This window comes from Geobacillus sp. WSUCF-018B (assembly GCF_002809985.1).
GTDB classification, from domain to species: domain Bacteria; phylum Bacillota; class Bacilli; order Bacillales; family Anoxybacillaceae; genus Geobacillus; species Geobacillus thermophilus.
Genome location: NZ_PIJF01000001.1, coordinates 72,719 through 96,703 on the forward strand (window position 1 = coordinate 72,719; position 23,985 = coordinate 96,703).

Consider the following 23,985-nt stretch of genomic DNA (forward strand, 5'->3'; position numbering starts at 1 on the left):
ACCATGCAAGCGCAGCTCAAAGATTTATCCGTGTTAATTATGGTTGTGCTCATCGTCGCCATGCTCGTCATTCCATTGCCGACATGGCTGCTGAGCGTTTTGATCATCATCAACATTTCCCTCGCCTTGCTCGTTTTGCTGACGGCGATGAACACGAAAGAGCCGCTTCAGTTTTCCGTTTTTCCGTCATTGCTGTTAGTGCTGACGTTGTTCCGGCTCGGGTTGAATGTCTCGACAACCCGTTCGATCTTAAGCAAGGGGGAAGCGGGCGGCGTCGTTGAGACGTTTGGGACGTTCGTCGTCGGCGGCGATGTCGTCGTCGGGTTTGTCGTGTTTTTGATTTTGGTCATTATTCAGTTCATTGTGATCACAAAAGGGGCGGAGCGTGTCTCGGAAGTGGCGGCCCGCTTTACGCTCGATGCGATGCCGGGCAAACAGATGAGCATTGACGCTGATTTGAACGCCGGCATGATCTCGGAGCAGGAAGCGCGCGAGCGGCGGGAAAAAATCGCCCAAGAGGCCGATTTTTACGGTGCGATGGACGGAGCGAGCAAATTTGTAAAAGGCGACGCCATCGCCGGCATTATTATCGTGATCATCAATATGCTGTTTGGCATGGTGATCGGCGTTGTTGAGCAAGGAATGGACATGGCGGAGGCGGCGAAGCGCTATACGTTGTTGACGGTCGGCGACGGAATCGTCAGCCAGATTCCGGCGCTGTTGATTTCGACCGCGACCGGCATCATCGTCACGCGTGCGGCGTCTGACAGCAATTTAAGCGGCGACATTATGCGTCAGTTATTTGCGTTTCCGAAAATGTTGTACGTCACGGCGGGAACGATTTTCCTGCTCGGCTTGTTTACCCCGATCAACGATGCGTTGACAATGTCGATCGCCGGGCTGCTGGCATTTGGCGGCTACCGATTTGTCGAGCAGCAAAAACAGGGGGAAGCGGCTGCCGTCCAGCCGGATGAAGAAATAGCGGCGGCTGACGAATTAAAAAGTCCGGAGAGCGTGATTCAACTATTGCATGTCGACCCGATCGAGTTCGAGTTCGGTTACGCGCTTATTCCGCTTGCGGATGCCGCCCAAGGCGGCGACCTGCTTGACCGGATCGTCATGATCCGCCGTCAGCTCGCGCTTGAGCTCGGCATCGTCGTTCCGGTTGTGCGCATCCGCGACAACATCCAGCTTCAGCCGAACGAATACCGAGTGAAAATTAAAGGCGAAGAGGTGGCGCGCGGCGAGCTGCTGCTTGACCATTATTTGGCGATGAGCCCCGGGATTGATGACGGATCGGTCGAAGGGATTGACACGGTTGAACCGGCGTTTGGCCTGCCGGCGAAGTGGATCTCCGAGGCGGCCAAAGACCGCGCGGAAATGCTCGGCTATACGGTGGTCGATCCGCCGTCGGTCGTTTCGACGCATTTGACGGAAGTGCTCAAGGCCCACGCCCATGAACTGCTTGGGCGCCAAGAAACGAAACAGTTGATCGATCATTTGAAAGAGTCGCACCCCGTGCTGGTTGAGGATGTCACACCGAATCCGCTGCCGGTCGGGGATGTCCAAAAAGTGCTTGCCAAGCTGCTGAAAGAGAACGTGTCGATCCGCAATTTGCCGCTTATCTTTGAGGCGCTTGCCGACTTTGCCCGCCTGACCGCCGACACCGACTTGTTGACGGAATACGTCCGCCAGGCGCTGGCGCGGCAAATCACGAAGCAGTACGCCGTGCCGGGCGAACCGCTGCGTGTCATTACGCTTTCGGGCAAGGCGGAAAAAACGATTGCCGATGCGGTGCAGCAAACGGAGCACGGACGCTATTTGGCGCTTGATCCGGCGCGGGCGCAGGCGCTTGTCGAGGCGGTGGCGGCGGCGCTCGACCGCCACCCGTTCGCCGGCCAAACGCCGATCTTGCTCTGTTCTCCGGCGGTGCGCATGTATGTCCGGCAGCTGACGGAGCGCCATTTTCCGTCAATCCCGGTGCTGTCGTACAACGAGCTCGAAGCTGACGTCGAAGTTCAAAGCGTGGGGATGGTGGAAATCGAATGAAAGTGAAAAAATTTGTCGCCCCGTCGATGAACGAAGCGATGAAAATGGTCCGAGCCGAGCTCGGCCGCGATGCCGTCATTTTGCACTCGAAGGAGATTCAAACGGGCGGACTGTTCGGCTTGTTTGCCAAAAAGAAGATTGAGGTGCTGGCCGGCATCGATCCCGATCCACTGCCGCGCCGCGCGTCAGAGGCGAAGGCCCCCGCTTCTTCACGGCCGGCGGGGCGGGAGGAAGCGGACGGTTTGTTGGCCGCCGAGCTTCGGGAAGTGAAAGCGCTCGTCCGTCAAATGGCCGGCCGGACGTCGTCGCTGTTGTACCCGCCGCCGCTTATGGATGCGGAGCGGCGGCTGCTGCAGCAAGGCCTCGCCGATGGCTACATCCGCCAAGTGATGGACCGCCTGCTTGAGCGATGGTATGCGGACAAAAAAGAGAGATCCGCTGCTGCAGTTGCCGGCTGGGCGAAAGAAGCGGTGCGCGATCTTCTTTCGCCGCTCCCGTTCGCTGAAACGGCAGGAACGAAAAAATATCGCCTGCTGCTTGGCCCGACCGGAGTTGGAAAAACGACGACGCTTGCCAAAATGGCGGGGCGCGCGGTGCTTGAACATGAAAAAAAAGTCGGATTTATCACGACCGATACGTACCGGATCGCCGCGATCGACCAGTTGAAGACATATGCGCACATTTTGCAGGCTCCGCTCGAGGTGTGCTACAACGCCGATGACTTTCGGGCGGCTAAGCAGCGCCTGACCGATTGCGACGTTGTGTTCATTGATACGGCCGGCCGCAATTTCCGCAACCCGCACTATGTTGCCGAGCTCCAGCAAACGATCGAATTTGACAGCGAGACGGAAACGTTTCTCGTGTTCGCCGCCACCGGAAAATACAATGATATGAAAGCCATTTATGATCGCTTTTCCGTCCTCCCGATTGACCGTCTGATCGTGACGAAGCTTGATGAGACCGATACGTACGGCGCGGTCGTCAATTTTCTGCTCGAGAGCCGGGTTGGCGTTGCCTATTTAACGAATGGGCAAAACGTGCCGGACGATATGGTGGAAGCGTCAGCCGACCGGTTTGTCCATCTGTTGTTTGGAGCGGATCGATGGTGAGAGACCAGGCGGAACGGCTTCGCCGCGCGTTAAGCCGTCCACGGCGTCCGGCTTCGCCGCGGACGATCGCAGTGGCGAGCGGAAAAGGCGGAGTCGGCAAATCGAACCTTTCGCTCAATCTTTCCGTATCGCTCTCTGAACTCGGGTTTCGCGTCCTGTTGCTCGATATGGACGTCGGCATGGGCAATATCGACATTTTGCTCGGTCAATCGTCGCCGCTTACATTGGCGGATTGGTTTTCCACTCGGCTGCCCCTTTCGGACATCGTCAAAAGCGGGCCGGGGCAACTATCATATATCGCCGGGGGGACGGGCGTTGCGCAATGGCGGACGTTGGATATGGCGGGCATCGACTATTTTTTGGCTGAACTGCAGGCCATTGCCTCGCGCTATGATTATCTCATTTTTGATATGGGGGCGGGGGCATCGGAAGAGCGTCTTTATTTTTTAAAGTCGGTCGACGATGTGTTCATCGTCACGACGCCGGAACCGACTGCGGTGACGGACGCCTATGCCATGATGAAATACATGCATGCCGCCGGCAGCGAAGCGCCGTTTTCGATCATTGTCAACCGCACGAGCTGCGGGCAAGAAGGGTATGGCGTCTTTCAGCGGCTGAAAGATGCGGCGGCGCGCTTTTTAAACAAACCGATTGCCCTGCTCGGCATTGTGCCGGAAGACCGGGTTGTCGCCCGCGCGGTCGTCAGCCAGATGCCGTTTGTCCTGCTTGACCCGAAGGCGAAGGCGAGCCAGGCCGTCCGCCAAATGGCTTGGCGCTATGCGATGGGCAGAGAGGGCGAGCCGGCGCCGCCGGGTCAAATCCCCCGCTTTTTTGCGATGCTGCGCCAATTTTTGCTAGAAAGGTAGAGACGGAACATGAAGACGATCAAGGTGCTTGTCGTCGATGACTCGGCGTTTATGCGCAAATGGATCAGCGACTTTTTGTCCGAGCACCCACGCCTCGAAGTCGTCGGGACGGCTCGCAATGGCCAAGAGGCGCTCGACAAAATCGCCCTCTTGCGCCCGGATGTCGTCACGCTTGATGTCGAAATGCCGGTTATGAATGGGCTCGAAACGCTGCGGCGCATCATGCACAAGCAGCCGCTGCCGGTCGTCATGGTGTCGAGCACGACGAGGGAAGGGGCGGAAAACACGATCACCGCCATGCAATACGGGGCGGTGGATTTTGTCGCCAAGCCGTCTGGCCCGATTTCGCTTGATTTATACAAAGTAAAAGATGAGCTGATCCGCAAAGTGCTGCACGCAAGCGAGGCGAATGTAAGGGCGCTCGCCGCCCACCGCCCGGCGCTTGCCGCCCGGCGCCCGCCGGCCCAAACGGCGCGCAGCCAAAAAACGGTCGTCGCCATCGGCACGTCGACAGGCGGTCCGCGCGCCTTGGAAACGGTGTTGACGCAGCTGCCTCCTGATTTTGCCGCTCCGGTCGTCATCGTTCAGCATATGCCGAAAGGGTTTACGAAATCGCTTGCCGACCGGCTCAACGCACTGGCGGCGATCACGATCAAAGAGGCGGAAGACGGGGAACTGTTGCGAAATGGCACCGCCTATATCGCCCCGGGCGGCGTCCATCTTGCCGTCGATGAGGAAAACGGCATGTTAAAAGCGCGTTTCGACGAATCGCCGCCGCGAGCGGGCCATCGCCCGGCTGTTGACGTATTGTTCGAGTCGCTTGCGGCCATTCGCTGCTGCCGGAAAGTGGCGGTGATCATGACCGGCATGGGGGCGGATGGCACTGCCGGGCTGAAAAAATTGAAAGAAAACGAAAATGTGAAGGTCATTGCTGAGGCGCGCGAAACCGCTGTTGTGTTTGGCATGCCGAAAGCGGCGATTGAAGCAGGGGTTGTGGATGCCGTTGCTCCGCTTGAGGCCATCGCCGCCGCTATTGTTCAATCGATCGGGGAGTAAGGGGGAAAACGGCATGGATATGAGCCAATATTTAGACTTGTTTATTGATGAAAGCAAAGAACATTTGCAAACGATCAACGAACGGCTGCTTGAACTCGAAAATGATCCGGGCGATATGGCGCTTGTGAATGAGATTTTCCGCTCCGCCCATACGTTAAAAGGCATGTCGGCAACGATGGGGTTTGAAGATTTGGCAAATTTGACGCATCAAATGGAGAATGTGCTCGATGGCATTCGCAACCAAAAGCTAGCCATTACCCCGGAACTGCTTGATGTCATTTTCCGAGCGGTCGACCATTTGGAAGCCATGATCCTCTCGATTGCCGCCGGCGGCGATGGAAAGCGCGATGTAAGCGAGACGGTCGAGCAGCTGAAGCGGATCGAGCAGGGGGAAGGGCCCAGGGGGCGGGCAAACGGCGAACTGCCGGCTCTCGAGCAGGCGTATGGGGAATTTGAATACCGTGTGCTGCAGCAAGCGAAAGAACAAGGATATTCCGTCTATGAAATTCGCGTCCGCCTCCGCGACGACTGCCTGTTGAAATCGGCGCGCGTGTACATGGTGTTTGAACTGCTCAATCAAGAGGGGGAGGTCGTGAAATCAACGCCGCCTGTGGACATGCTTGAGGAGGAGCAGTTTGACCAAGAGTTTCTTGTCACGGTCGTGTCGAAAACGCCGGCGGATGAGCTGCAAAAGCAGCTGATGGGCATTTCCGAAATCGATGAGGTGGCCGTTCGAGTGCTCGATGCCGATGACCTGTCCGTCGAAGGCGAAGATCGTGCCGCCGCGCCCGAATCGCCGATGTCGGCCACCGTCGAGCAAGCCACAGCGGCGCAAACGGAAGCCGGGGGGGCGCAAACCGAAGCCGAAGCGCCGGAAAAGCAGCCGGCCAAGCATGTGGGCAAAACGATCCGCGTCAATATTGAACGGCTCGATATGCTGATGAACTTATTTGAAGAGCTTGTCGTCGACCGCGGGCGGCTTGAGCAAATTGCCCGCGATGTCGGCCATGCCGAACTGACGGAGACGGTCGAGCGGATGTCGCGCATTTCAAGCGACTTGCAAACGATTATTTTAAACATGCGCATGGTGCCGGTGGAAACGGTGTTTAACCGCTTTCCGCGCATGGTGCGCCAGCTCGCCCGCGAGCTCGGCAAAAAAGTGCGTCTTGATGTGATCGGGGCGGAAACGGAGCTTGACCGGACGGTCATTGATGAAATCGGCGATCCGCTTGTCCATTTGCTCCGCAATGCGCTTGATCATGGCATTGAAGCGCCGGACGTCCGGGCGGCGCGCGGAAAGCCGGAGGAAGGGACGATCCAATTGCGCGCCTACCATAGCGGCAACCATGTCTTTATTGAAATTGAGGATGATGGCGCCGGTATTTCTAGGGAAAAAGTGCTGAAAAAGGCGATCAGCCGCGGCATCGTTTCGCCCGAGGCGGCTGAGCATTTAACCGATGAGCAAGTGTATGAGCTTATTTTTGCTCCCGGGTTTTCCACTGCCGATCATATTTCCGACATTTCCGGGCGCGGCGTCGGCTTGGATGTCGTCAAAAGCACCATCGAGTCGCTCGGCGGCACGGTGGCCGTCGATTCCCGGCCCGGCCAAGGGTCGCTGTTTTCCATTCAGCTGCCGCTCACGTTGTCGATCATTTCGGTGCTGCTTGTGCAAATTGCGGCGGAAACGTATGCCATCCCGCTGTCATCGATTATGGAGACGGCGCTCATTAGGAAAGAAGACGTGTTCTATGTCCATAACCAGCCGGTCATCGATTTCCGCGGCAAAGTTGTGCCGCTCGTCCGGCTGAAGGACGTGTTCGCTGTGCCGGGCGCGTCGGATGACAGCGAGACGGTGCCGGCTGTCATCGTGCGAAAAGGGGAAAAGCTGGCGGCGTTGGCGGTCGACTCGTTTATCGGCCAGCAAGAAGTCGTGTTGAAGTCGCTCGGCAACTATTTATCTTCTGTTTTCGCCATTTCAGGGGCGACGATTTTGGGAGACGGCCGGGTGGCGCTCATTATTGACTGCAACGCGCTTGTCAAATAGAAAGCCGACTGTATGCCGGCGGAGCTGGAAAAAGGCCGCGGGCGGACGCGGCCTTTTCGTTGGCGGCGCCGGGCGAGGAAGCTGAACAGAAAAAGGGGGAAGCGACCGATGAGCATGAGCGTGCAGACGGATTGGAAAGTGATTGCATTTCGCCTGCAAGAGGAAGAATATGCCTTGCCGGTGCAATACGTTCGTTCCATTGAAAAAATGCAGCCGATTACGCGCGTGCCGGGAACGGCTCCTTATGTCAAAGGAGTCATCAACTTGCGCGGGGTCGTCACGCCGATTATCGATTTGCGCGAGCGGTTCGGGTTTGCGCCCGAACCATACGGGGAGCAGACGCGGATGATTATCGCCGCCTTTGGGGATATCGAAGTCGGGTTGATCGTCGATGCGGCCAACGATGTTCTCGATATTCCGGCAGCGAGCATTGAGCCGCCCGAGGCGATCGGCGCCATCGGGGCCGCTTACATTTGCGGAGTGGCGAAAGTCGAGAAGCGTCTCCTCATTTTGCTCGATTTGGCAAGTGTCTTAAGTGAATAAAACGGAGAGAGGGGCGTTTGCGGTTGGACGACATTCGCAACTTAACAGGGACACACATTGATATTTTGCGCGAAATTGGCAACATCGGGGCCGGCAACGCGGCGACCGCTTTGTCCATGCTGCTCAACAAAAAAATCGAAATGGCTGTGCCGCGCGTCCAAATTGCGACATTTGCCGAGATGATGGAGCTGATCGGCGGTCCGGAGCAAGTGGTGGCATGCGTCTATTTGCGCGTCGAAGGCGAAGCGCCGGGAAACATGTTTTTCGTGCTGCCGCCGGACCAGGCCGAGCAGTTTGTCCGCCGAATGACGGGCGATGGCTCGTTTTCGTTCCAAGGCGAAGCCCATGAGCTCGGGCGGTCGGCGCTGCAGGAACTTGGCAACATTTTGGCCGGCTCATACTTGTCGGCGCTCGCCGATTTCACCCGGTTAAACTTGCATCCGTCCGTGCCGGCGCTGGCGATCGATATGATCGGAGCGGTGCTGTCGTTTGGCTTGCTTGAGCTGTCGCGCGTCGGCGATTGCGCCATTTTGATCGATACAGCCATTTACGATGACCGGCGGCCAAACGAGAGCATTAACGGCCATTTCTTCCTTCTTCCTGACCCGGAATCATTTTCCATTATTTTTCGAGCGTTAGGTGTGGATGGGGGATGAAGACGGCAGAAGCAGTGAAGGTTGGCATTGCCGAAATGGAAGTTGTCGTGGCGCCGAACGTCATCCGCACATGCGGGCTCGGGTCGTGCGTGGGCGTCGTCATTTATGACAGCGGAAAAGCGGTTGCCGGTATGGCGCACGTGATGCTGCCGCATTCATCGATGGCGCGCGGGGGAGTTGTCAATGCCGCCAAATACGCTGATACAGCGGTGGAAGCGCTTTGTAAGCTCGTCCTGGCCGCTGGAGGACGGAAGGGCATGCTCAAAGCGAAGTTGGCCGGAGGGGCGCAAATGTTCTCGTTTTCCGCAGCTGGCGGGGACATGATGCGCATCGGCGCCCGCAACGTTGAGGAAGTGAAAAGGCAGCTTGAACGGCTTCATATCCCGATTGTGGCCGAAGATGTCGGGGGCCATAGCGGCCGCACAATCGAGTTTAACCCGCAGACGGGCGTGCTGGCCATCCGCACGGCGTGCCAGGACATAAAAGAAATATGATGGAACGATATGTGGTTTCCGCGAGGCGAGGGGGAGAATGATGGGGAGCGCGCTAAAAGGCGAAGAACGGAAATATTGGGACGACTGGGTCAACGGCCGCGACCGCCGCGCGGCTGAAGAGCTCGTGCAGCGCTATATGCCGCTTGTTTCCTACCATGTGCAGCGGCTTTCGGCGACGCTGCCGAGTTCTGTGCCAAAGGATGAGTTGATCAGTCTCGGGCTCCTCGGGTTGTACGATGCGATTGAAAAGTTTGACCCATCGCGCGATTTGAAATTCGATACGTATGCATCGTTCCGCATCCGCGGCGCGATATTGGACGGTTTGCGCAAAGAAGACTGGCTGCCGCGCAGCGTGCGCGACAAGGCGAAAAAAATCGAGGAAGCGGCCGAACGGCTGGAGCAGCAGTATATGCGATCGGTGACAGCGAAGGAAATTGCGGCTGAACTTGGCATGACGGAAGCGGAAGTGCAGGCGGCGGCCAGCGACACGTTTTGGTCGCTTTGGTTGCCGCTCGGACAAGGAGCGGCTGAAGACGAAGATGAGCCGCTGGCGATTCGGGACGACCGCGCCCTGCTCCCGGAAGAGGAAGCCATTAAGCGGGAAATGATCGACCAGTTGGCGGAAGGCATTCGACGGTTGAATGAAAAAGAGCAGCTCGTCATCAGTTTGTTTTACAAAGAAGAGCTGACGTTTACGGAAATCGGAAGTCTTTTGCAGCTGTCGACATCAAGAATTTCGCAAATTCATGCCAAAGCGCTGTGGAAATTGCGCCGCTTTTTAAGCGGGGATTCATGAGGCGAAAGGAAGCGGGAAGATGGACATCCAATTGCCGATGCTGCAAAGCGTCATGCCGAAGGCGCCTGAAGCCGCGTCCAAGCACGCCTTGGCGCAGCAGCACCCTCATGTTGTGCAGGCGCAGCGGGCAGCCGCGGAGGAAAAACGAGCGGAGCTGGCGCGCCGCCAAGTGACGGGAAAACGGGCGGGAGATGCGCTCCGTTTTGGGAGTCATCCTTATAAAGGAAAAACAATCGACATCAAAGGATAGTGAACAACGATGGAGGCATTTTGGCTGACTGTCAGCTTGTTGCTGCACGCGTTTTCGTTTTGGTTGATCATCCTGCTTTACACGCGCTTGTCGCGGCTAAGCGAAGAGGAAGCAAGAGCCAAGAGGCGGGCTGAGGAGCTTGAGGAGGCGATGGCGGCCCATCTCGTGGCATGGAAAGAGGAAAATGAGCGCTTTTTGGCCGAGTTGGATGCGCTGCTTAGCGCGAAACCGGCCGCCGCGGCGGACAAGCGGACGCCGGCTCCCGTCAAGAGCCGCCTGCCTCAGCAGTCAGAGCCCGGCAATGAGAAAGAGAGCAGGCTGGTAAACGGAGCGGGCAGCGAAAACAGGCCGGGTCGGAAACAAACTGCATCGGAGCGGCCGGAGCTGGGGCGAAGCGGCCGGGTTGAACAAACGGACGCCATGGACGCGCTGTCGGACTATTTTCCCGATGTTGACGCCATCGAAGATGTAGTCGACTTTTCGCCGCCATCCGCCCATGCCGCCGCCATCGCCCGCCGTCTCGAAGCCGAAGGGATGACGGTCGAAGAAATCGCGAAGAAGCTCGGAAAAGGAAAAACAGAAGTCGAACTGCTGCTCAAATTTGGCCGAAAAAACGGCCGAATGGGCGAACAATAGCTTGATTTCCTGCCGGCGGTTATGATATATTTTTACATGGTGTGAATACACACGCCTGATGATTTCAGCAACGGTGCTGGCAACGCCAGTCTTGCTGAAAGATGAGGCAGGCGGAGGCACAAAAACCACAAGGAAACAGGAGGAGCATGCATGTCAGTCATTTCAATGAAGCAATTGCTTGAAGCTGGCGTCCATTTCGGACATCAGACGCGCCGTTGGAACCCGAAAATGAAAAAATACATTTTCACGGAGCGCAACGGCATTTATATTATCGACTTGCAAAAAACGGTGAAAAAAGTCGAGGAAGCATACAACTTCGTCCGCGAACTGGCGGCGAACGGCGGCAAAATTTTGTTCGTCGGCACGAAAAAACAAGCGCAAGAATCCGTGAAAGAAGAAGCCGAACGCTGCGGCATGTTTTATGTCAACCAACGCTGGCTTGGCGGCACGCTGACAAACTTTGCAACAATCCAAAAGCGGATCAAGCGGTTGCGTGAAATTGAAAAAATGGAAGAAGATGGTGTATTTGACGTTCTTCCGAAAAAAGAAGTCATCGGTTTGAAAAAAGAAAAAGAGCGGCTTGAGAAATTTTTAGGCGGCATTAAAGACATGAAAGAACTGCCGGATGCGCTGTTTGTCATCGACCCGCGCAAAGAACGGATTGCAGTGGCGGAAGCGCGCAAGTTGAACATCCCGATCATCGGCATTGTCGACACGAACTGCGATCCGGATGAGATCGACTACGTCATTCCGGCGAACGACGACGCCATCCGCGCCGTCAAACTGTTGACGTCGAAAATCGCCGATGCGGTGCTTGAGGCGAAACAAGGCGAAGAAGCCGCTGTGGCAGCAGAGTAAGGCAAGGTGGAGGAAAGGTGATAAGAGGGGAAAGCCTTTTATCACCTTTTTTTAGACAAAAGTCAGCAACTTTTGGCTATACTAACGAATAAGGGCAAAATGGGCATCCGTTGCCGGCATCGATACATATATGCGATCAAAAGAAGGAGGATTTATTCATGGCAATTACAGCACAAATGGTCAAAGAGCTGCGCGAAAAAACGGGCGCAGGCATGATGGACTGCAAAAAAGCGCTCACCGAAACAAACGGCGACATGGAAAAGGCGATCGACTGGCTGCGTGAAAAAGGGATCGCCAAAGCGGCGAAAAAAGCGGACCGCATCGCGGCGGAAGGAATGACGTACGTCGCTGCTGAAGGCAACACAGCCGTCATTTTGGAAGTGAACTCGGAAACGGACTTCGTCGCCAAAAACGAGTCGTTCCAAACGCTCGTCAAAGAGCTGGCCGCCCACTTGCTGAAACAAAAGCCGGCTTCGCTTGACGAGGCGCTCGGGCAAACGATGGACAACGGCGCGACCGTTCAAGACTACATCAACGAAGCGATCGCCAAAATCGGCGAAAAAATTACGCTCCGCCGCTTTGCCGTCGTCAACAAAGCGGACGGTGAAACGTTTGGCGCGTACTTGCACATGGGCGGGCGCATCAGCGTATTAACGTTATTAGCCGGCAACGCCAGCGAAGAGGTCGCCAAAGACGTGGCCATGCATATCGCCGCGCTCCATCCGAAATATGTTTCGCGCGAGGATGTGCCGGAGGAAGAACTTAACCGCGAACGCGAAGTATTGAAACAGCAGGCGTTAAACGAAGGCAAGCCGGAAAATATTGTCGAGAAAATGGTTGAGGGCCGTTTGAAAAAGTTTTACGAAGACGTTTGCCTGCTTGAGCAAGCGTTCGTCAAAAATCCAGATGTCACAGTGCGCCAATATGTGGAATCGAACGGGGCGACCGTTAAACAGTTCATCCGCTATGAAGTCGGTGAAGGGCTTGAAAAGCGCCAAGACAATTTCGCTGAAGAAGTCATGAGCCAAGTCAGAAAGCAGTGACGGACCGCAACAGGGAACACGCGCGTGTTCCCTGTTTTTCAAAGCGATTTGCATCATGGAGGTCGGACATGGAACAGCCAAAATATCGACGTGTCGTATTAAAATTAAGCGGGGAAGCGCTCGCCGGAAAGCAAGGGTTTGGCATTCAGCCGGCGGTGATCCAGTCGATCGCCAGACAAGTGAAAGAAGTGGCTGAGCTTGGCGTGGAAATCGCCATCGTGGTCGGCGGCGGCAACATTTGGCGCGGAAAAACGGGAAGCGAAATGGGGATGGACCGGGCGACAGCTGATTATATGGGGATGTTGGCGACGGTGATGAACTCGCTTGCCCTGCAGGACAGCCTCGAGCAGCTCGGCGTCGAGACGCGGGTGCAGACGTCGATTGAAATGCGGCAAGTCGCCGAGCCGTACATCCGCCGGCGGGCGATCCGCCATCTTGAGAAAAAGCGGGTCGTCATTTTTGCTGCCGGCACGGGCAACCCGTATTTTTCGACCGATACGACGGCGGCCTTGCGGGCGGCGGAAATTGAAGCGGACGTCATTTTAATGGCGAAAAACAACGTCGACGGCGTCTACAGCGCCGATCCGAACGTTGACGCCAACGCTGTTAAGTACGACGAGCTGTCGTACTTGGACGTCATCAAGCAAGGGCTTGGCGTCATGGATTCGACTGCTTCATCGCTTTGCATGGACAACAACATTCCGCTTATCGTCTTTTCAATCATGGAAGAAGGCAACATTAAACGCGCTGTCTTAGGCGAAAACATCGGAACGATCGTAAGGGGGAAATAACGATGGCAAAGCAAGTGATTCAACAGGCGAAAGAAAAAATGGATAAGGCCGTGCAAGCATTCACCCGCGAGCTGGCAAGCATTCGCGCCGGACGGGCGAACGCCGGGCTGCTCGAAAAAGTGACGGTTGATTATTACGGCGTCCAAACGCCGATCAACCAGCTTGCTTCGATCAGCGTGCCGGAAGCGCGCCTGCTCGTCATCCAGCCGTACGACAAATCGGTCATCAAAGAGATGGAAAAAGCGATTTTAGCATCGGATTTAGGGTTGACGCCATCAAACGACGGATCGGTCATCCGCCTTGTCATTCCGCCGTTGACGGAAGAGCGGCGCCGCGAGCTGGCCAAGCTTGTCAAAAAATATTCAGAAGATGCGAAAGTCGCGGTTCGCAACATCCGCCGCGACGCGAACGACGAGCTGAAAAAGCTCGAGAAAAACGGCGAAATTACGGAAGACGAACTTCGCAGCTACACTGATGATGTGCAAAAACTGACCGATGACCATATCGCCAAAATCGACGCCATCACAAAAGAGAAAGAGAAAGAAGTTATGGAAGTATAGGCAAAACGATGCAAACCCTCTATGTTGATGGAGGGTTTTTTTGCTATAATGGAAAGGCAAAACATGTTGGCGGAGGACTCGTATGTTTAATAAAATCCGAAAAGCGAAGCGGGAAGATGCCCCGCTGACAAAAGAGGATGTGCTTGGCCATCCGATTCCGAACCATGTTGCCATCATTATGGATGGGAACGGGAGATGGGCAAAAAAACGGGCGCTGCCGAGGGTGGCCGGCCATTACGAAGGCATGCAAGTCGTGCGCAAAATCACCCGTTTTGCCAATGAGCTTGGGATCGAAATTTTATCGCTTTACGCGTTTTCGACGGAAAACTGGAAACGGCCGAAAACGGAAGTCGACTATTTAATGAAGCTGCCGGAACAGTTTTTGACGACGTTTCTTCCCGAGCTCGTCGCCGAAAATGTCAAAGTCCAAGTGATCGGTCATACGGAGGCGTTGCCCGATCATACGCGCCGGGCGGTTGAGCAAGCGATTCACGAAACGAGCGGCAACACCGGCTTAATTTTAAACTTTGCGCTCAATTACGGAAGCCGGGCGGAGATTGCCGCCGCTGTAAAGCGGATCGCTGAGGATGTCGAGCGCGGGGTGCTCGCGCCGGACGATATTACGGAGCCGCTCATTTCCTCATACTTGATGACGAACGGCCTGAAAGATCCGGACTTGCTCATTCGCACAAGCGGAGAGATCCGCCTGAGCAATTTCATGCTTTGGCAATTGGCGTATACGGAACTTTGGTTTACGGATGTCTTATGGCCGGATTTTACGGAGCAACATTTTCTAGAGGCGATCGCTGCCTACCAGCGCCGCGACCGCCGGTTTGGAGGAGTGTCAGCGCGATGAAGCAGCGAATCATCACCGGAGTCATAGCGGCGGCGCTCTTTTTGCCGATTGTTATTTTTGGCGGATTTCCGTTTATAATAGTAACATATATATTGGCCACGGTCGGACTGTTTGAGCTGCTGCGGATGAAAGGGATGTCCCCGTTGTCTTTCGCTGGGGCCGCCGGGTTTGCCGCCCTTTGGCTCCTGCTTGTTCCCGCTCTTTACGGCCAAGAATGGCTGGCGTCCGGGACGACAAAGTTCGGTGTGCTGGCCGCGCTCGCTTTTTTGCTGCTTGTCGGCACCGTCGTGACAAAAAATGCGCTGACGTTTGATGAGGCAGCATTTGTCGTGCTGGCGGTTTTGTATGTTGGCGTCGGGTTTTTCTGCTTCGCCGCGATCCGCTTGGCCGGCTTGGCGTACTTCGTCTACGCGCTGTTTGTCATTTGGGCGACCGACATCGGAGCGTATTTTCTCGGCCGCGCGTTCGGCCGGCGCAAGCTATGGCCGGAAATCAGCCCGAATAAGACAGTCGAAGGCGCCATTGGCGGCGTCGTCTGCGCTGTTGTCATCGCGGCCGTTTACGAATGGGCAGTCGGCCCGTTCGGCAGCCTTGGCGCAGCTGTGGGGATTGCGCTTTTGCTTTCGATGTTCGGCCAGCTTGGCGACTTGGTCGAGTCCGCTTTCAAACGCCATTACGGCGTGAAGGATTCGGGGGCGATTTTGCCGGGGCATGGCGGCATTTTGGACCGGTTTGACAGTCTGCTGTTTGTGCTGCCGCTCTTATACATATTCATCGAAGCAGTACGATAAGCGGATGAGGAGTGAAAATGTTGAAATATATTAGTATATTAGGGGCGAGCGGATCGATCGGCCAGCAAACGCTCGATGTCATGCGCGCTCATCCGGACAAGTTTCGTCTGGCGGCGGCATCGGTTGGGAAAAATGTGGAAGCGGCAAGAAAGCTGATTGCTGAGTTTTCCCCTGTTCTTGTCGCTGTCACCGACCGAGACGCTTACGAAGTGCTTCGCTGTGAGTACAGCGGGCGGACTGCAGTCGTGTACGGAGAGGAAGGGTTGGTGGAGGCGGCTGCTTGCCCGCAGGCGGACGTCGTTGTCACCGCCGTCGTCGGCAGCGTCGGCCTCGTGCCGACATTAAAAGCGATTGAAGCCGGGAAGACGATCGCTCTCGCCAATAAAGAGACGCTTGTCGTTGCCGGGCATCTTGTCACGGCGGCAGCCAAGCGGCGCGGTGTGCCGCTGTTGCCGGTTGACAGCGAGCATTCCGCCATTTTTCAATGCTTACAAGGGGAAAAGCGTGAACACGTGGAGAAGCTGATTCTGACCGCGTCGGGCGGGAGCTTTCGCGATCGGACGCGCGAAGAGCTCGCTCATGTGACGGTCGAAGAAGCGCTTCGCCATCCGAATTGGTCGATGGGGGCGAAAATTACGATTGATTCCGCCACAATGATGAACAAAGGGTTTGAAGTCATTGAAGCGCATTGGCTGTTTGGGCTGCCGTATGAGCGGATCGAGGTCGTGCTGCACCGAGAAAGCGTCATCCATTCGCTCGTCGAGTTTCGCGACACGAGCATCTTAGCCCAGTTGGGCACGCCGGATATGCGCATCCCGATTCAATACGCGCTCGCCTATCCGGAGCGGCTGCCGCTTGCGGCGGCCAAGCCGCTCGATTTGGCTGCGCTTGGGGCGCTCCATTTCGCCCCGGTCGATTTTGACCGTTACCGCTGCCTCCGCTTTGCCTATGAAGCTGGAAAACGCGGCGGCTCGCTGCCGACGGTGTTGAATGCCGCCAATGAGGAAGCGGTGGCGGCGTTTTTAGCCGGACGCATTCCGTTTTTGGCCATCGAGGAGTGGATCGAGCGCGCTCTTGAGCGCCATCAGCCGGTGGACGATCCGCAGCTTGAAGAGATTCGCGAAATTGACGCGGATGTGCGCGCTTATGTCCGCTCACTATTAGCATAAAGGTGGTTGAAACGTTGGAATCGATTATTTCGTTTATTGTTGTCTTCGGCGCTCTCGTCTTTTTTCACGAGCTCGGGCATTTGCTGCTGGCCAAACGGGCCGGCATTTTGTGCCGCGAGTTTGCCATCGGGTTCGGACCGAAAGTGTTTTCGTTTAAGAAAAGCGAAACGGTGTATACGATCCGGCTTTTGCCGCTTGGCGGTTTCGTCCGCATGGCCGGCGAAGACCCGGAAACGATCGAGCTGAAGCGCGGGCAAGTCGTCGGTCTTTTGCTTGACAGTGAAGGACGGGTGGAAAAAATCGTCCTCAACCATAAGGACGATTATCCGAACATTCGGGTCGTTGAGGTGGAAGACGCTGATTTGGAGCATGGCATGTACGTCACCGGCTATGCCGACGGCGAGCGGCTGGAGCGGTTTGCGGTGAAAGAACCGGCGTTTTTTGTCGTCGACCGCCAAGAAATTCAAATCGCCCCGTACCACCGCCAATTTGCGGCAAAAACGCTCGGGCAGCGGACGATGACGATTTTGGCCGGCCCGCTCGCCAACTTTCTATTGGCCGTCCTCGTCTTTATCATCATCGGCCTTTTGCAAGGCTACCCGGTCGATAAGCCGGTCATCGGCGAGCTGACGCCGGATGGAGCGGCGCGCGCGGCGGGGTTGAAGCAAGGGGATGAGGTCATCGCCATCAACGGCGAACGGATGGAAACGTGGACGGAAATCGTCAACACGATTCGCGCTCATCCAGAGGAGCCGCTGGAGTTTCAAATTGAGCGGAACGGGAAAGACATGAGCGTGACCGTCACCCCGGAAGCGAAAACGATTCAAGGGGAGACGATCGGCTTAATCGGCGTCTATCAGCCGATGGAAAAATCGGTGTTCGGCTCCGTAAAGCAAGGGCTGGTCGAGACGTATTACTGGACGAGGGAAATTGCAACAGGGCTCGTTCAATTGATCACCGGCCAGTTTCAGCTTGACATGCTGTCAGGCCCGGTCGGCATCGCTGTATCGACTGGCAAGGTGGCGGAGTCCGGGATCTACTACTTGATGAAATGGGGCGCGATTTTAAGCATCAACCTCGGGATTGTCAACTTGTTGCCATTGCCGGCGCTAGACGGCGGGCGGCTCCTCTTTTTCGCCATTGAAGCCGTGCGCGGCAAGCCGGTCGACCGGCAAAAAGAAGGAATGGTCCATTTTATCGGTTTCGCCTTGCTTATGTTGCTGATGCTTGTCGTCACATGGAACGACATTCAAAAATTTTTCCTATAAAGAGAGAGAGAATGAGGTGGCTGTGAATGAGACAAAGTCAAGCGTTTATTCCGACATTGCGCGAAGTGCCGGCGGACGCGGAAGTGAAAAGCCATCAGCTGCTGCTGCGGGCCGGCTTCATCCGCCAGAGCGCGAGCGGAGTCTACACGTTTTTGCCGCTCGGGCAACGCGTGCTGCAAAAGATTGAAGCGATCATCCGTGAGGAGATGAACCGCATCGGCGGCATGGAACTGCTGATGCCGGCGCTGCAGCCGGCCGAGCTTTGGCAGCAGTCCGGCCGTTGGTATTCGTACGGACCGGAGTTGATGCGCTTAAAAGACCGGCACGAGCGCGATTTCGCCCTTGGGCCGACGCATGAGGAAATGATCACGGCGATCGTCCGCGATGAAGTGAAAACGTACAAGCGGCTGCCGCTTGTGTTGTACCAAATCCAAACGAAATTCCGCGATGAAAAGCGCCCGCGCTTCGGACTGCTGCGCGGCCGTGAATTCATGATGAAAGACGCCTATTCGTTCCATACGTCAAAAGAAAGTTTGGATGAAACGTACAACGACATGTATAACGCCTATTCGAACATTTTCCGCCGCTGCGGCTTAAACTTCCGTGCCGTCATCGCGGATTCGGGGGCGATCGGCGGCAAAGATACGCACGAGTTCATGGTGCTCTCGGACATTGGCGAAGATACGATCGCCTATTCCGACGCGTCCGACTATGCCGCCAACATTGAAATGGCGCCGGTTGTGACCACGTACGAGAAAAGCAGCGAGCCGCCGGCTGAATTGAAAAAAGTGGCGACGCCGGGGCAAAAAACGATTGATGAAGTCGCTTCCTACTTACAAGTTTCGCCGGAGCGCTGCATCAAGTCGCTTTTGTTCAATGTCGATGGCCGGTACGTGCTTGTTCTTGTCCGCGGCGACCACGAGGCGAACGAGGTGAAAGTGAAAAATGTGCTCGACGCCACCGTCGTGGAGCTGGCGACGCCGGAAGAAACAGAACGGGTGATGGGGGCGCCGGTCGGCTCGCTCGGTCCGATCGGTGTCAGCGAAGCGGTCATGGTGATCGCGGACCATGCTGTTGCTGCCATCGTCAACGGTGTTTGCGGCGCGAATGAGGAAGGCTACCATTACATCGGCGTCAACCCGGACCGCGATTTTGCCGTCAGTCAATACGCCGACTTGCGCTTTGTCCAAGAGGGTGACCCGTCTCCGGACGGCAAAGGGACGATCCGCTTCGCTCGCGGCATTGAAGTCGGGCACGTGTTCAAGCTTGGCACGAAATACAGCGAGGCAATGAACGCCGTGTACTTGGATGAAAACGGCCAAACGAAGACGATGATCATGGGCTGCTACGGCATCGGCGTCTCCAGGCTGGTGGCGGCGATTGCCGAGCAGTTTGCCGATGAAAACGGGCTCGTCTGGCCGGCTTCGGTGGCGCCGTTTCATATCCATTTGCTGACAGCGAACGCGAAAAGCGACGAGCAGCGAGCGTTGGCGGAGGAATGGTACGAAAAATTGGGACAGGCAGGATTTGAAGTGTTATATGATGACCGCCCGGAGCGGGCCGGAGTCAAGTTTGCCGACAGCGATTTGATCGGCATTCCGGTTCGCGTCACCGTCGGCAAGCGGGCGGGCGAAGGCATCGTCGAAGTGAAAGTGCGAAAAACAGGCGAGACGTTTGACGTGCCGGTGGGCGAATTGACCGATACGGTGCGCCGCCTCTTGCAAGGGTGAACGAACGGCGCCGGCGAAAAAGAACGAGTTTCTTTTCCGTCGGCGCTTTTTGGCGTTTGTATGGTATGATTAGAAAGAGAAACGATTTCGTTGAGAGGGGAAATCATGGCCACGAAAGAACAAAAAGAGCGGTTTTTCGTTTTGCTTGAGCAACTGAAGATGACGTCGGATGAATGGATGCCGTATTTCCGTGATGCGTTCATTCGCAAAGTCGTGATTGATAAAGAAGAAAAAAGCTGGCATTTCTATTTTCAGTTCGCCAACGTGCTGCCGGCCGAGGTGTACAAATCGTTTACGGACCGCTTGGCGGCTGCTTTCCGCCATATCGCTGCCATCCGGTATACGATTGATGTCGAATCGCCGCGCGTAACGGAAGACGATGTGCGGGCGTACTGGCCGCTTTGCCTCGCCGAGCTGCAAGAAGGCGTCTCGCCGCTTGTCGATTTGCTGAGCCGGCAGACGCCGGCGGTGAAAGGGAACAAGCTCGTTGTCACCGCCCGCCACGAGGCGGAGGCGCTGGCTGTCAAACGGCGGTTTGCGCAAAAAATCGCCGCGATTTACGCGTCGTTCGGTTTTCCGCCGCTTCAGCTGGAAGTCGACGTGCAACCGGCTGAGCAGGAAATGGAGCAGTTTTTGGCGCAAAAGCAGCAAGAAGATGAAGAGCGGGCGTTGGCGGTGCTGACCGATATGGCAAAAGAAGAGGAAAAGGCAGCAGCGGCTTCTCCATCCGGCCCGCTCGTCATCGGCTACCCGATCCGCGACGAGGAGCCAGTGCGTCCGCTTGAGACGATCGTTGAGGAAGAACGGCGCGTTGTGGTGCAAGGGTATGTGTTTGACGCTGAGGTGAGCGAGCTCAAAAGCGGCCGCACGCTGTTGACCATGAAAATCACCGATTACACGAACTCGATTTTAGTCAAAATGTTCTCGCGCGACAAAGAGGACGCCGAGCTCATGAGCGGCGTCAAAAAAGGCATGTGGGTGAAAGTGCGCGGCAGCGTGCAAAACGACACATTCGTCCGCGATTTGGTCATCATCGCCAACGATTTGAACGAAATCGCTGCAAACGAACGGCAAGATACAGCGCCCGAAGGGGAAAAGAGGGTCGAGCTCCATTTGCATACCCCGATGAGCCAAATGGACGCGGTTACCTCGGTGACAAAACTCATCGAACAAGCGAAAAAATGGGGTCATCCGGCGATCGCCGTCACCGACCATGCCGTTGTTCAGTCGTTTCCGGAGGCCTACAGCGCGGCGAAAAAACACGGCATGAAGGTCATTTACGGCCTTGAGGCGTACATCGTCGACGATGGCGTGCCGATCGCCTACAATGAAACGCACCGCCGTCTTTCGGAGGAGACATACGTCGTCTTTGACGTTGAAACGACCGGGCTGTCGGCTGTGTACAATACGATCATTGAGCTGGCGGCCGTCAAAATCAAAGACGGCGAGATCATCGACCGGTTTATGTCCTTTGCCAATCCGGGACATCCGCTGTCCGTGACGACGATGGAATTGACCGGAATCACGGACGAAATGGTGAAAGACGCTCCGCAGCCGGATGAGGTGCTGGCCCGTTTTGTTGACTGGATTGGCGATGCGACGCTTGTGGCCCATAACGCCAGCTTTGACATCGGGTTTTTAAACGCAGGCCTCGCCCGCATGGGACGCGGCAAGCTCGCCAATCCGGTCATTGACACGCTTGAACTCGCCCGCTTTTTGTATCCGGATTTGAAAAACCACCGGCTGAACACGCTTTGCAAAAAGTTCGACATTGAACTGACCCAGCACCACCGCGCCATCTACGACGCGGAGGCAACCGGGCATTTGCTTATGCGGCTATTGAAGGAAGCGGAAGAGCGCAGCATACTGTTTCATGACGAATTAAACAGCCGCACGCACAGCGATGCGTCGTACCGCCTGGCGCGCCCGTTCCATGCGACGCTGTTGGCGCAAAACGACATCGGGCTGAAAAACTTGTTCAAGCTCGTCTCGCTGTCGCACATCGATTATTTTCACCGCGTGCCGCGCATCCCGCGCTCCGTGCTGGTCAAGCATCGTGAAGGGCTGCTCGTTGGCTCGGGCTGCGACAAAGGCGAGCTGTTTGACAACTTGATCCAAAAGGCGCCGGAGGAAGTCGAAGACATCGCCCGCTTTTACGATTTTCTTGAGGTGCATCCGCCCGAGGTGTACAAGCCGCTCATTGAAATGGATTACGTCAAAGATGAAGAGATGATCCAAAACATCATCCGCAGCATCGTCGCCCTTGGCGAAAAGCTCAACATTCCGGTCGTCGCCACCGGCAACGTCCATTATTTAAATCCGGAGGACAAAATTTACCGGAAAATTTTAATCCATTCGCAAGGCGGGGCGAACCCGCTCAACCGGCATGAGCTGCCGGATGTGTATTTCCGCACGACGAACGAAATGCTGGATTGCTTCTCGTTTTTAGGGCCGGAAAAAGCGAAAGAAATCGTCGTCGACAACACACAAAAAATCGCTTCGTTAATCGGTGAAGTGAAGCCGATCAAGGATGAGCTGTACACGCCGCGCATCGAAGGGGCGGACGAGGAAATCAAGGAAATGAGCTACCGGCGGGCGAAAGAAATTTACGGAGACCCGCTGCCGAAACTCGTTGAGGAGCGGCTTGAAAAAGAGCTGAAGAGCATTATCGGCCACGGATTTGCCGTCATTTACTTAATTTCGCATAAGCTCGTCAAAAAGTCGCTCGATGACGGCTACCTTGTCGGGTCGCGCGGCTCGGTCGGCTCATCGTTTGTCGCGACGATGACGGAAATTACCGAGGTGAACCCGCTGCCGCCGCATTACGTCTGCCCGAACTGCAAACATTCCGAGTTTTTTAATGACGGTTCGGTCGGGTCGGGCTTTGACTTGCCGGATCAAAACTGCCCGCAATGCGGGACGAAATACAAAAAAGACGGGCATGACATCCCGTTTGAGACGTTCCTCGGCTTTAAAGGCGACAAAGTGCCGGATATCGATTTGAACTTCTCCGGCGAGTACCAGCCGCGCGCCCACAACTATACGAAAGTGCTGTTTGGCGAAGACAACGTCTACCGCGCCGGAACGATCGGCACGGTCGCCGACAAAACGGCGTACGGGTTTGTGAAAGGCTATGCGAGCGACCATAACTTAGAGCTGCGCGGCGCGGAAATCGACCGGCTGGCGGCCGGCTGCACCGGAGTGAAGCGGACGACTGGGCAGCACCCTGGAGGCATTATCGTCGTTCCCGATTATATGGAAATTTACGACTTTACGCCGATCCAATATCCAGCCGATGATACGTCATCGGAATGGCGGACGACCCATTTTGACTTCCACTCGATTCATGACAATTTATTGAAGCTCGATATTCTCGGGCACGACGATCCGACGGTCATCCGCATGCTGCAAGATTTAAGCGGCATCGATCCGAAAACGATCCCGACCGACGACCCGGACGTGATGGGCATTTTCAGCAGCACCGAGCCGCTTGGCGTTACGCCGGAGCAAATTATGTGCAACGTCGGCACGATCGGCATCCCGGAATTCGGCACGCGCTTTGTCCGGCAAATGCTCGAAGAAACGAAGCCGAAAACATTTTCCGAGCTCGTGCAAATTTCCGGTTTGTCGCACGGCACCGATGTATGGCTTGGCAACGCGCAAGAACTCATTCAAAATGGCACGTGCACGCTTTCTGAGGTGATCGGCTGCCGCGACGACATTATGGTCTATCTCATTTACCGCGGGCTTGAGCCGTCGCTGGCGTTTAAAATTATGGAATCGGTGCGCAAAGGGAAAGGATTGACGCCGGAATTTGAGGCGGAGATGCGCAAGCATAACGTGCCGGAATGGTACATCGACTCGTGCAAAAAAATCAAATACATGTTCCCGAAAGCGCACGCGGCGGCCTACGTGTTGATGGCGGTGCGCATCGCCTACTTTAAGGTGCACCATCCGCTTTTGTATTACGCGTCGTACTTTACGGTGCGGGCGGAGGACTTTGACCTTGATGCCATGATCAAAGGATCAGCCGCCATTCGCAAGCGGATTGAGGAAATCAACGCCAAAGGCATTCAGGCGACGGCGAAAGAGAAAAGCTTGCTCACGGTGCTGGAAGTGGCGCTGGAAATGTGCGAGCGCGGCTTTTCCTTTAAAAATATCGACTTGTACCGCTCGCAGGCGACCGAATTTGTCATTGACGGCAACTCGCTTATTCCGCCGTTTAACGCCATCCCGGGGCTCGGGACGAACGTGGCGCAAAACATTGTGCGCGCCCGCGAAGAAGGGGAGTTTTTGTCAAAAGAAGATTTGCAGCAGCGCGGCAAAGTGTCGAAAACGCTGCTTGAGTATCTCGAAAGCCGCGGCTGCCTCGACTCGCTTCCGGATCATAACCAGCTGTCCTTGTTCTGACGGACGGTTT

At 55.9% G+C, this 23,985-nt stretch carries 21 protein-coding genes; all 21 read left to right on the plus strand.

The window, feature by feature from the left end; all coding sequences use genetic code 11:
• The first annotated feature begins 3 nt into the window (after window positions 1-3).
• The 21 genes from flhA (at window position 4) to CV944_RS00510 (ending at window position 23,975) form a co-directional block, all read left to right on the plus strand.
• On the plus strand, window positions 4-2,049 hold the full coding sequence (gene flhA, locus CV944_RS00410; RefSeq protein WP_044741293.1) for a flagellar biosynthesis protein FlhA: 2,046 nt from the start codon (window positions 4-6) through the stop codon (window positions 2,047-2,049).
• A complete protein-coding gene (gene flhF / locus CV944_RS00415; RefSeq protein ID WP_100663737.1) occupies window positions 2,046-3,158 on the plus strand; it encodes a flagellar biosynthesis GTPase FlhF in 1,113 nt (370 codons plus the stop codon). The genes flhA and flhF overlap by 4 nt, the downstream gene beginning before the upstream one ends.
• Entirely contained in the window at window positions 3,152-4,024 is an 873-nt protein-coding gene (locus CV944_RS00420; protein ID WP_049624605.1) for a MinD/ParA family protein, read from the plus strand. Before flhF ends, CV944_RS00420 begins: the two co-directional genes overlap by 7 nt.
• Before the next feature lie 9 nt (window positions 4,025-4,033).
• On the plus strand, window positions 4,034-5,080 hold the full coding sequence (locus CV944_RS00425; RefSeq protein WP_047818144.1) for a protein-glutamate methylesterase/protein-glutamine glutaminase: 1,047 nt from the start codon (window positions 4,034-4,036) through the stop codon (window positions 5,078-5,080).
• 13 nt (window positions 5,081-5,093) lie between these two features.
• A complete protein-coding gene (locus CV944_RS00430; protein WP_100663738.1) occupies window positions 5,094-7,124 on the plus strand; it encodes a chemotaxis protein CheA in 2,031 nt (676 codons plus the stop codon).
• Between the two features lie 108 nt (window positions 7,125-7,232).
• Window positions 7,233-7,667 (plus strand): chemotaxis protein CheW, encoded by a 435-nt coding sequence (locus CV944_RS00435; RefSeq protein ID WP_063211248.1) that lies wholly within the window; start codon window positions 7,233-7,235, stop codon window positions 7,665-7,667.
• 23 nt (window positions 7,668-7,690) lie between these two features.
• Window positions 7,691-8,323: a chemotaxis protein CheC gene (locus tag CV944_RS00440; protein WP_094239893.1), complete on the plus strand. Its 633-nt coding sequence runs from the start codon at window positions 7,691-7,693 to the stop codon at window positions 8,321-8,323.
• Window positions 8,320-8,817: a chemotaxis protein CheD gene (locus tag CV944_RS00445; RefSeq protein ID WP_033016882.1), complete on the plus strand. Its 498-nt coding sequence runs from the start codon at window positions 8,320-8,322 to the stop codon at window positions 8,815-8,817. Before CV944_RS00440 ends, CV944_RS00445 begins: the two co-directional genes overlap by 4 nt.
• Before the next feature lie 40 nt (window positions 8,818-8,857).
• Entirely contained in the window at window positions 8,858-9,613 is a 756-nt protein-coding gene (locus CV944_RS00450) for a FliA/WhiG family RNA polymerase sigma factor (RefSeq protein ID WP_047818146.1), read from the plus strand.
• Window positions 9,614-9,632: 19 nt separating this feature from the next.
• The gene (locus CV944_RS00455) at window positions 9,633-9,863 is read left to right on the plus strand and encodes a hypothetical protein (RefSeq protein WP_094239894.1); all 231 of its coding nucleotides are present in this window, start codon (window positions 9,633-9,635) and stop codon (window positions 9,861-9,863) included.
• A gap of 9 nt (window positions 9,864-9,872) precedes the next feature.
• Complete coding sequence (locus CV944_RS00460; protein ID WP_095859167.1) at window positions 9,873-10,499, plus strand: hypothetical protein; 627 nt, start codon at window positions 9,873-9,875, stop codon at window positions 10,497-10,499.
• Between the two features lie 150 nt (window positions 10,500-10,649).
• The gene (gene rpsB, locus CV944_RS00465) at window positions 10,650-11,357 is read left to right on the plus strand and encodes a 30S ribosomal protein S2 (protein ID WP_021322279.1); all 708 of its coding nucleotides are present in this window, start codon (window positions 10,650-10,652) and stop codon (window positions 11,355-11,357) included.
• 158 nt (window positions 11,358-11,515) lie between these two features.
• The gene (gene tsf, locus CV944_RS00470; RefSeq protein ID WP_033008101.1) at window positions 11,516-12,400 is read left to right on the plus strand and encodes a translation elongation factor Ts; all 885 of its coding nucleotides are present in this window, start codon (window positions 11,516-11,518) and stop codon (window positions 12,398-12,400) included.
• A 68-nt stretch (window positions 12,401-12,468) separates the two neighbouring features.
• On the plus strand, window positions 12,469-13,191 hold the full coding sequence (gene pyrH, locus CV944_RS00475) for a UMP kinase (protein ID WP_033008098.1): 723 nt from the start codon (window positions 12,469-12,471) through the stop codon (window positions 13,189-13,191).
• Between the two features lie 2 nt (window positions 13,192-13,193).
• Window positions 13,194-13,751, plus strand: a complete 558-nt coding sequence (frr, locus tag CV944_RS00480; protein WP_033008096.1) for a ribosome recycling factor — start codon at window positions 13,194-13,196, stop codon at window positions 13,749-13,751.
• Between the two features lie 82 nt (window positions 13,752-13,833).
• Window positions 13,834-14,607 (plus strand): undecaprenyl pyrophosphate synthase, encoded by a 774-nt coding sequence (locus CV944_RS00485; protein WP_033016874.1) that lies wholly within the window; start codon window positions 13,834-13,836, stop codon window positions 14,605-14,607.
• Window positions 14,604-15,398 carry a phosphatidate cytidylyltransferase gene (locus CV944_RS00490; RefSeq protein WP_049624612.1) on the plus strand — a complete coding sequence of 265 codons (795 nt, stop codon included), beginning with the start codon at window positions 14,604-14,606 and terminating at the stop codon, window positions 15,396-15,398. Before CV944_RS00485 ends, CV944_RS00490 begins: the two co-directional genes overlap by 4 nt.
• A gap of 20 nt (window positions 15,399-15,418) precedes the next feature.
• Window positions 15,419-16,567, plus strand: coding sequence for a 1-deoxy-D-xylulose-5-phosphate reductoisomerase (dxr, locus tag CV944_RS00495; protein WP_100663744.1), 1,149 nt, complete (start codon window positions 15,419-15,421; stop codon window positions 16,565-16,567).
• A gap of 2 nt (window positions 16,568-16,569) precedes the next feature.
• Window positions 16,570-17,835 (plus strand): RIP metalloprotease RseP, encoded by a 1,266-nt coding sequence (gene rseP / locus CV944_RS00500; protein ID WP_171697966.1) that lies wholly within the window; start codon window positions 16,570-16,572, stop codon window positions 17,833-17,835.
• A gap of 26 nt (window positions 17,836-17,861) precedes the next feature.
• Complete coding sequence (locus CV944_RS00505; protein ID WP_047818151.1) at window positions 17,862-19,565, plus strand: proline--tRNA ligase; 1,704 nt, start codon at window positions 17,862-17,864, stop codon at window positions 19,563-19,565.
• A gap of 105 nt (window positions 19,566-19,670) precedes the next feature.
• Entirely contained in the window at window positions 19,671-23,975 is a 4,305-nt protein-coding gene (locus CV944_RS00510) for a PolC-type DNA polymerase III (RefSeq protein ID WP_047818152.1), read from the plus strand.
• The last annotated feature ends 10 nt before the right edge of the window (window positions 23,976-23,985 follow it).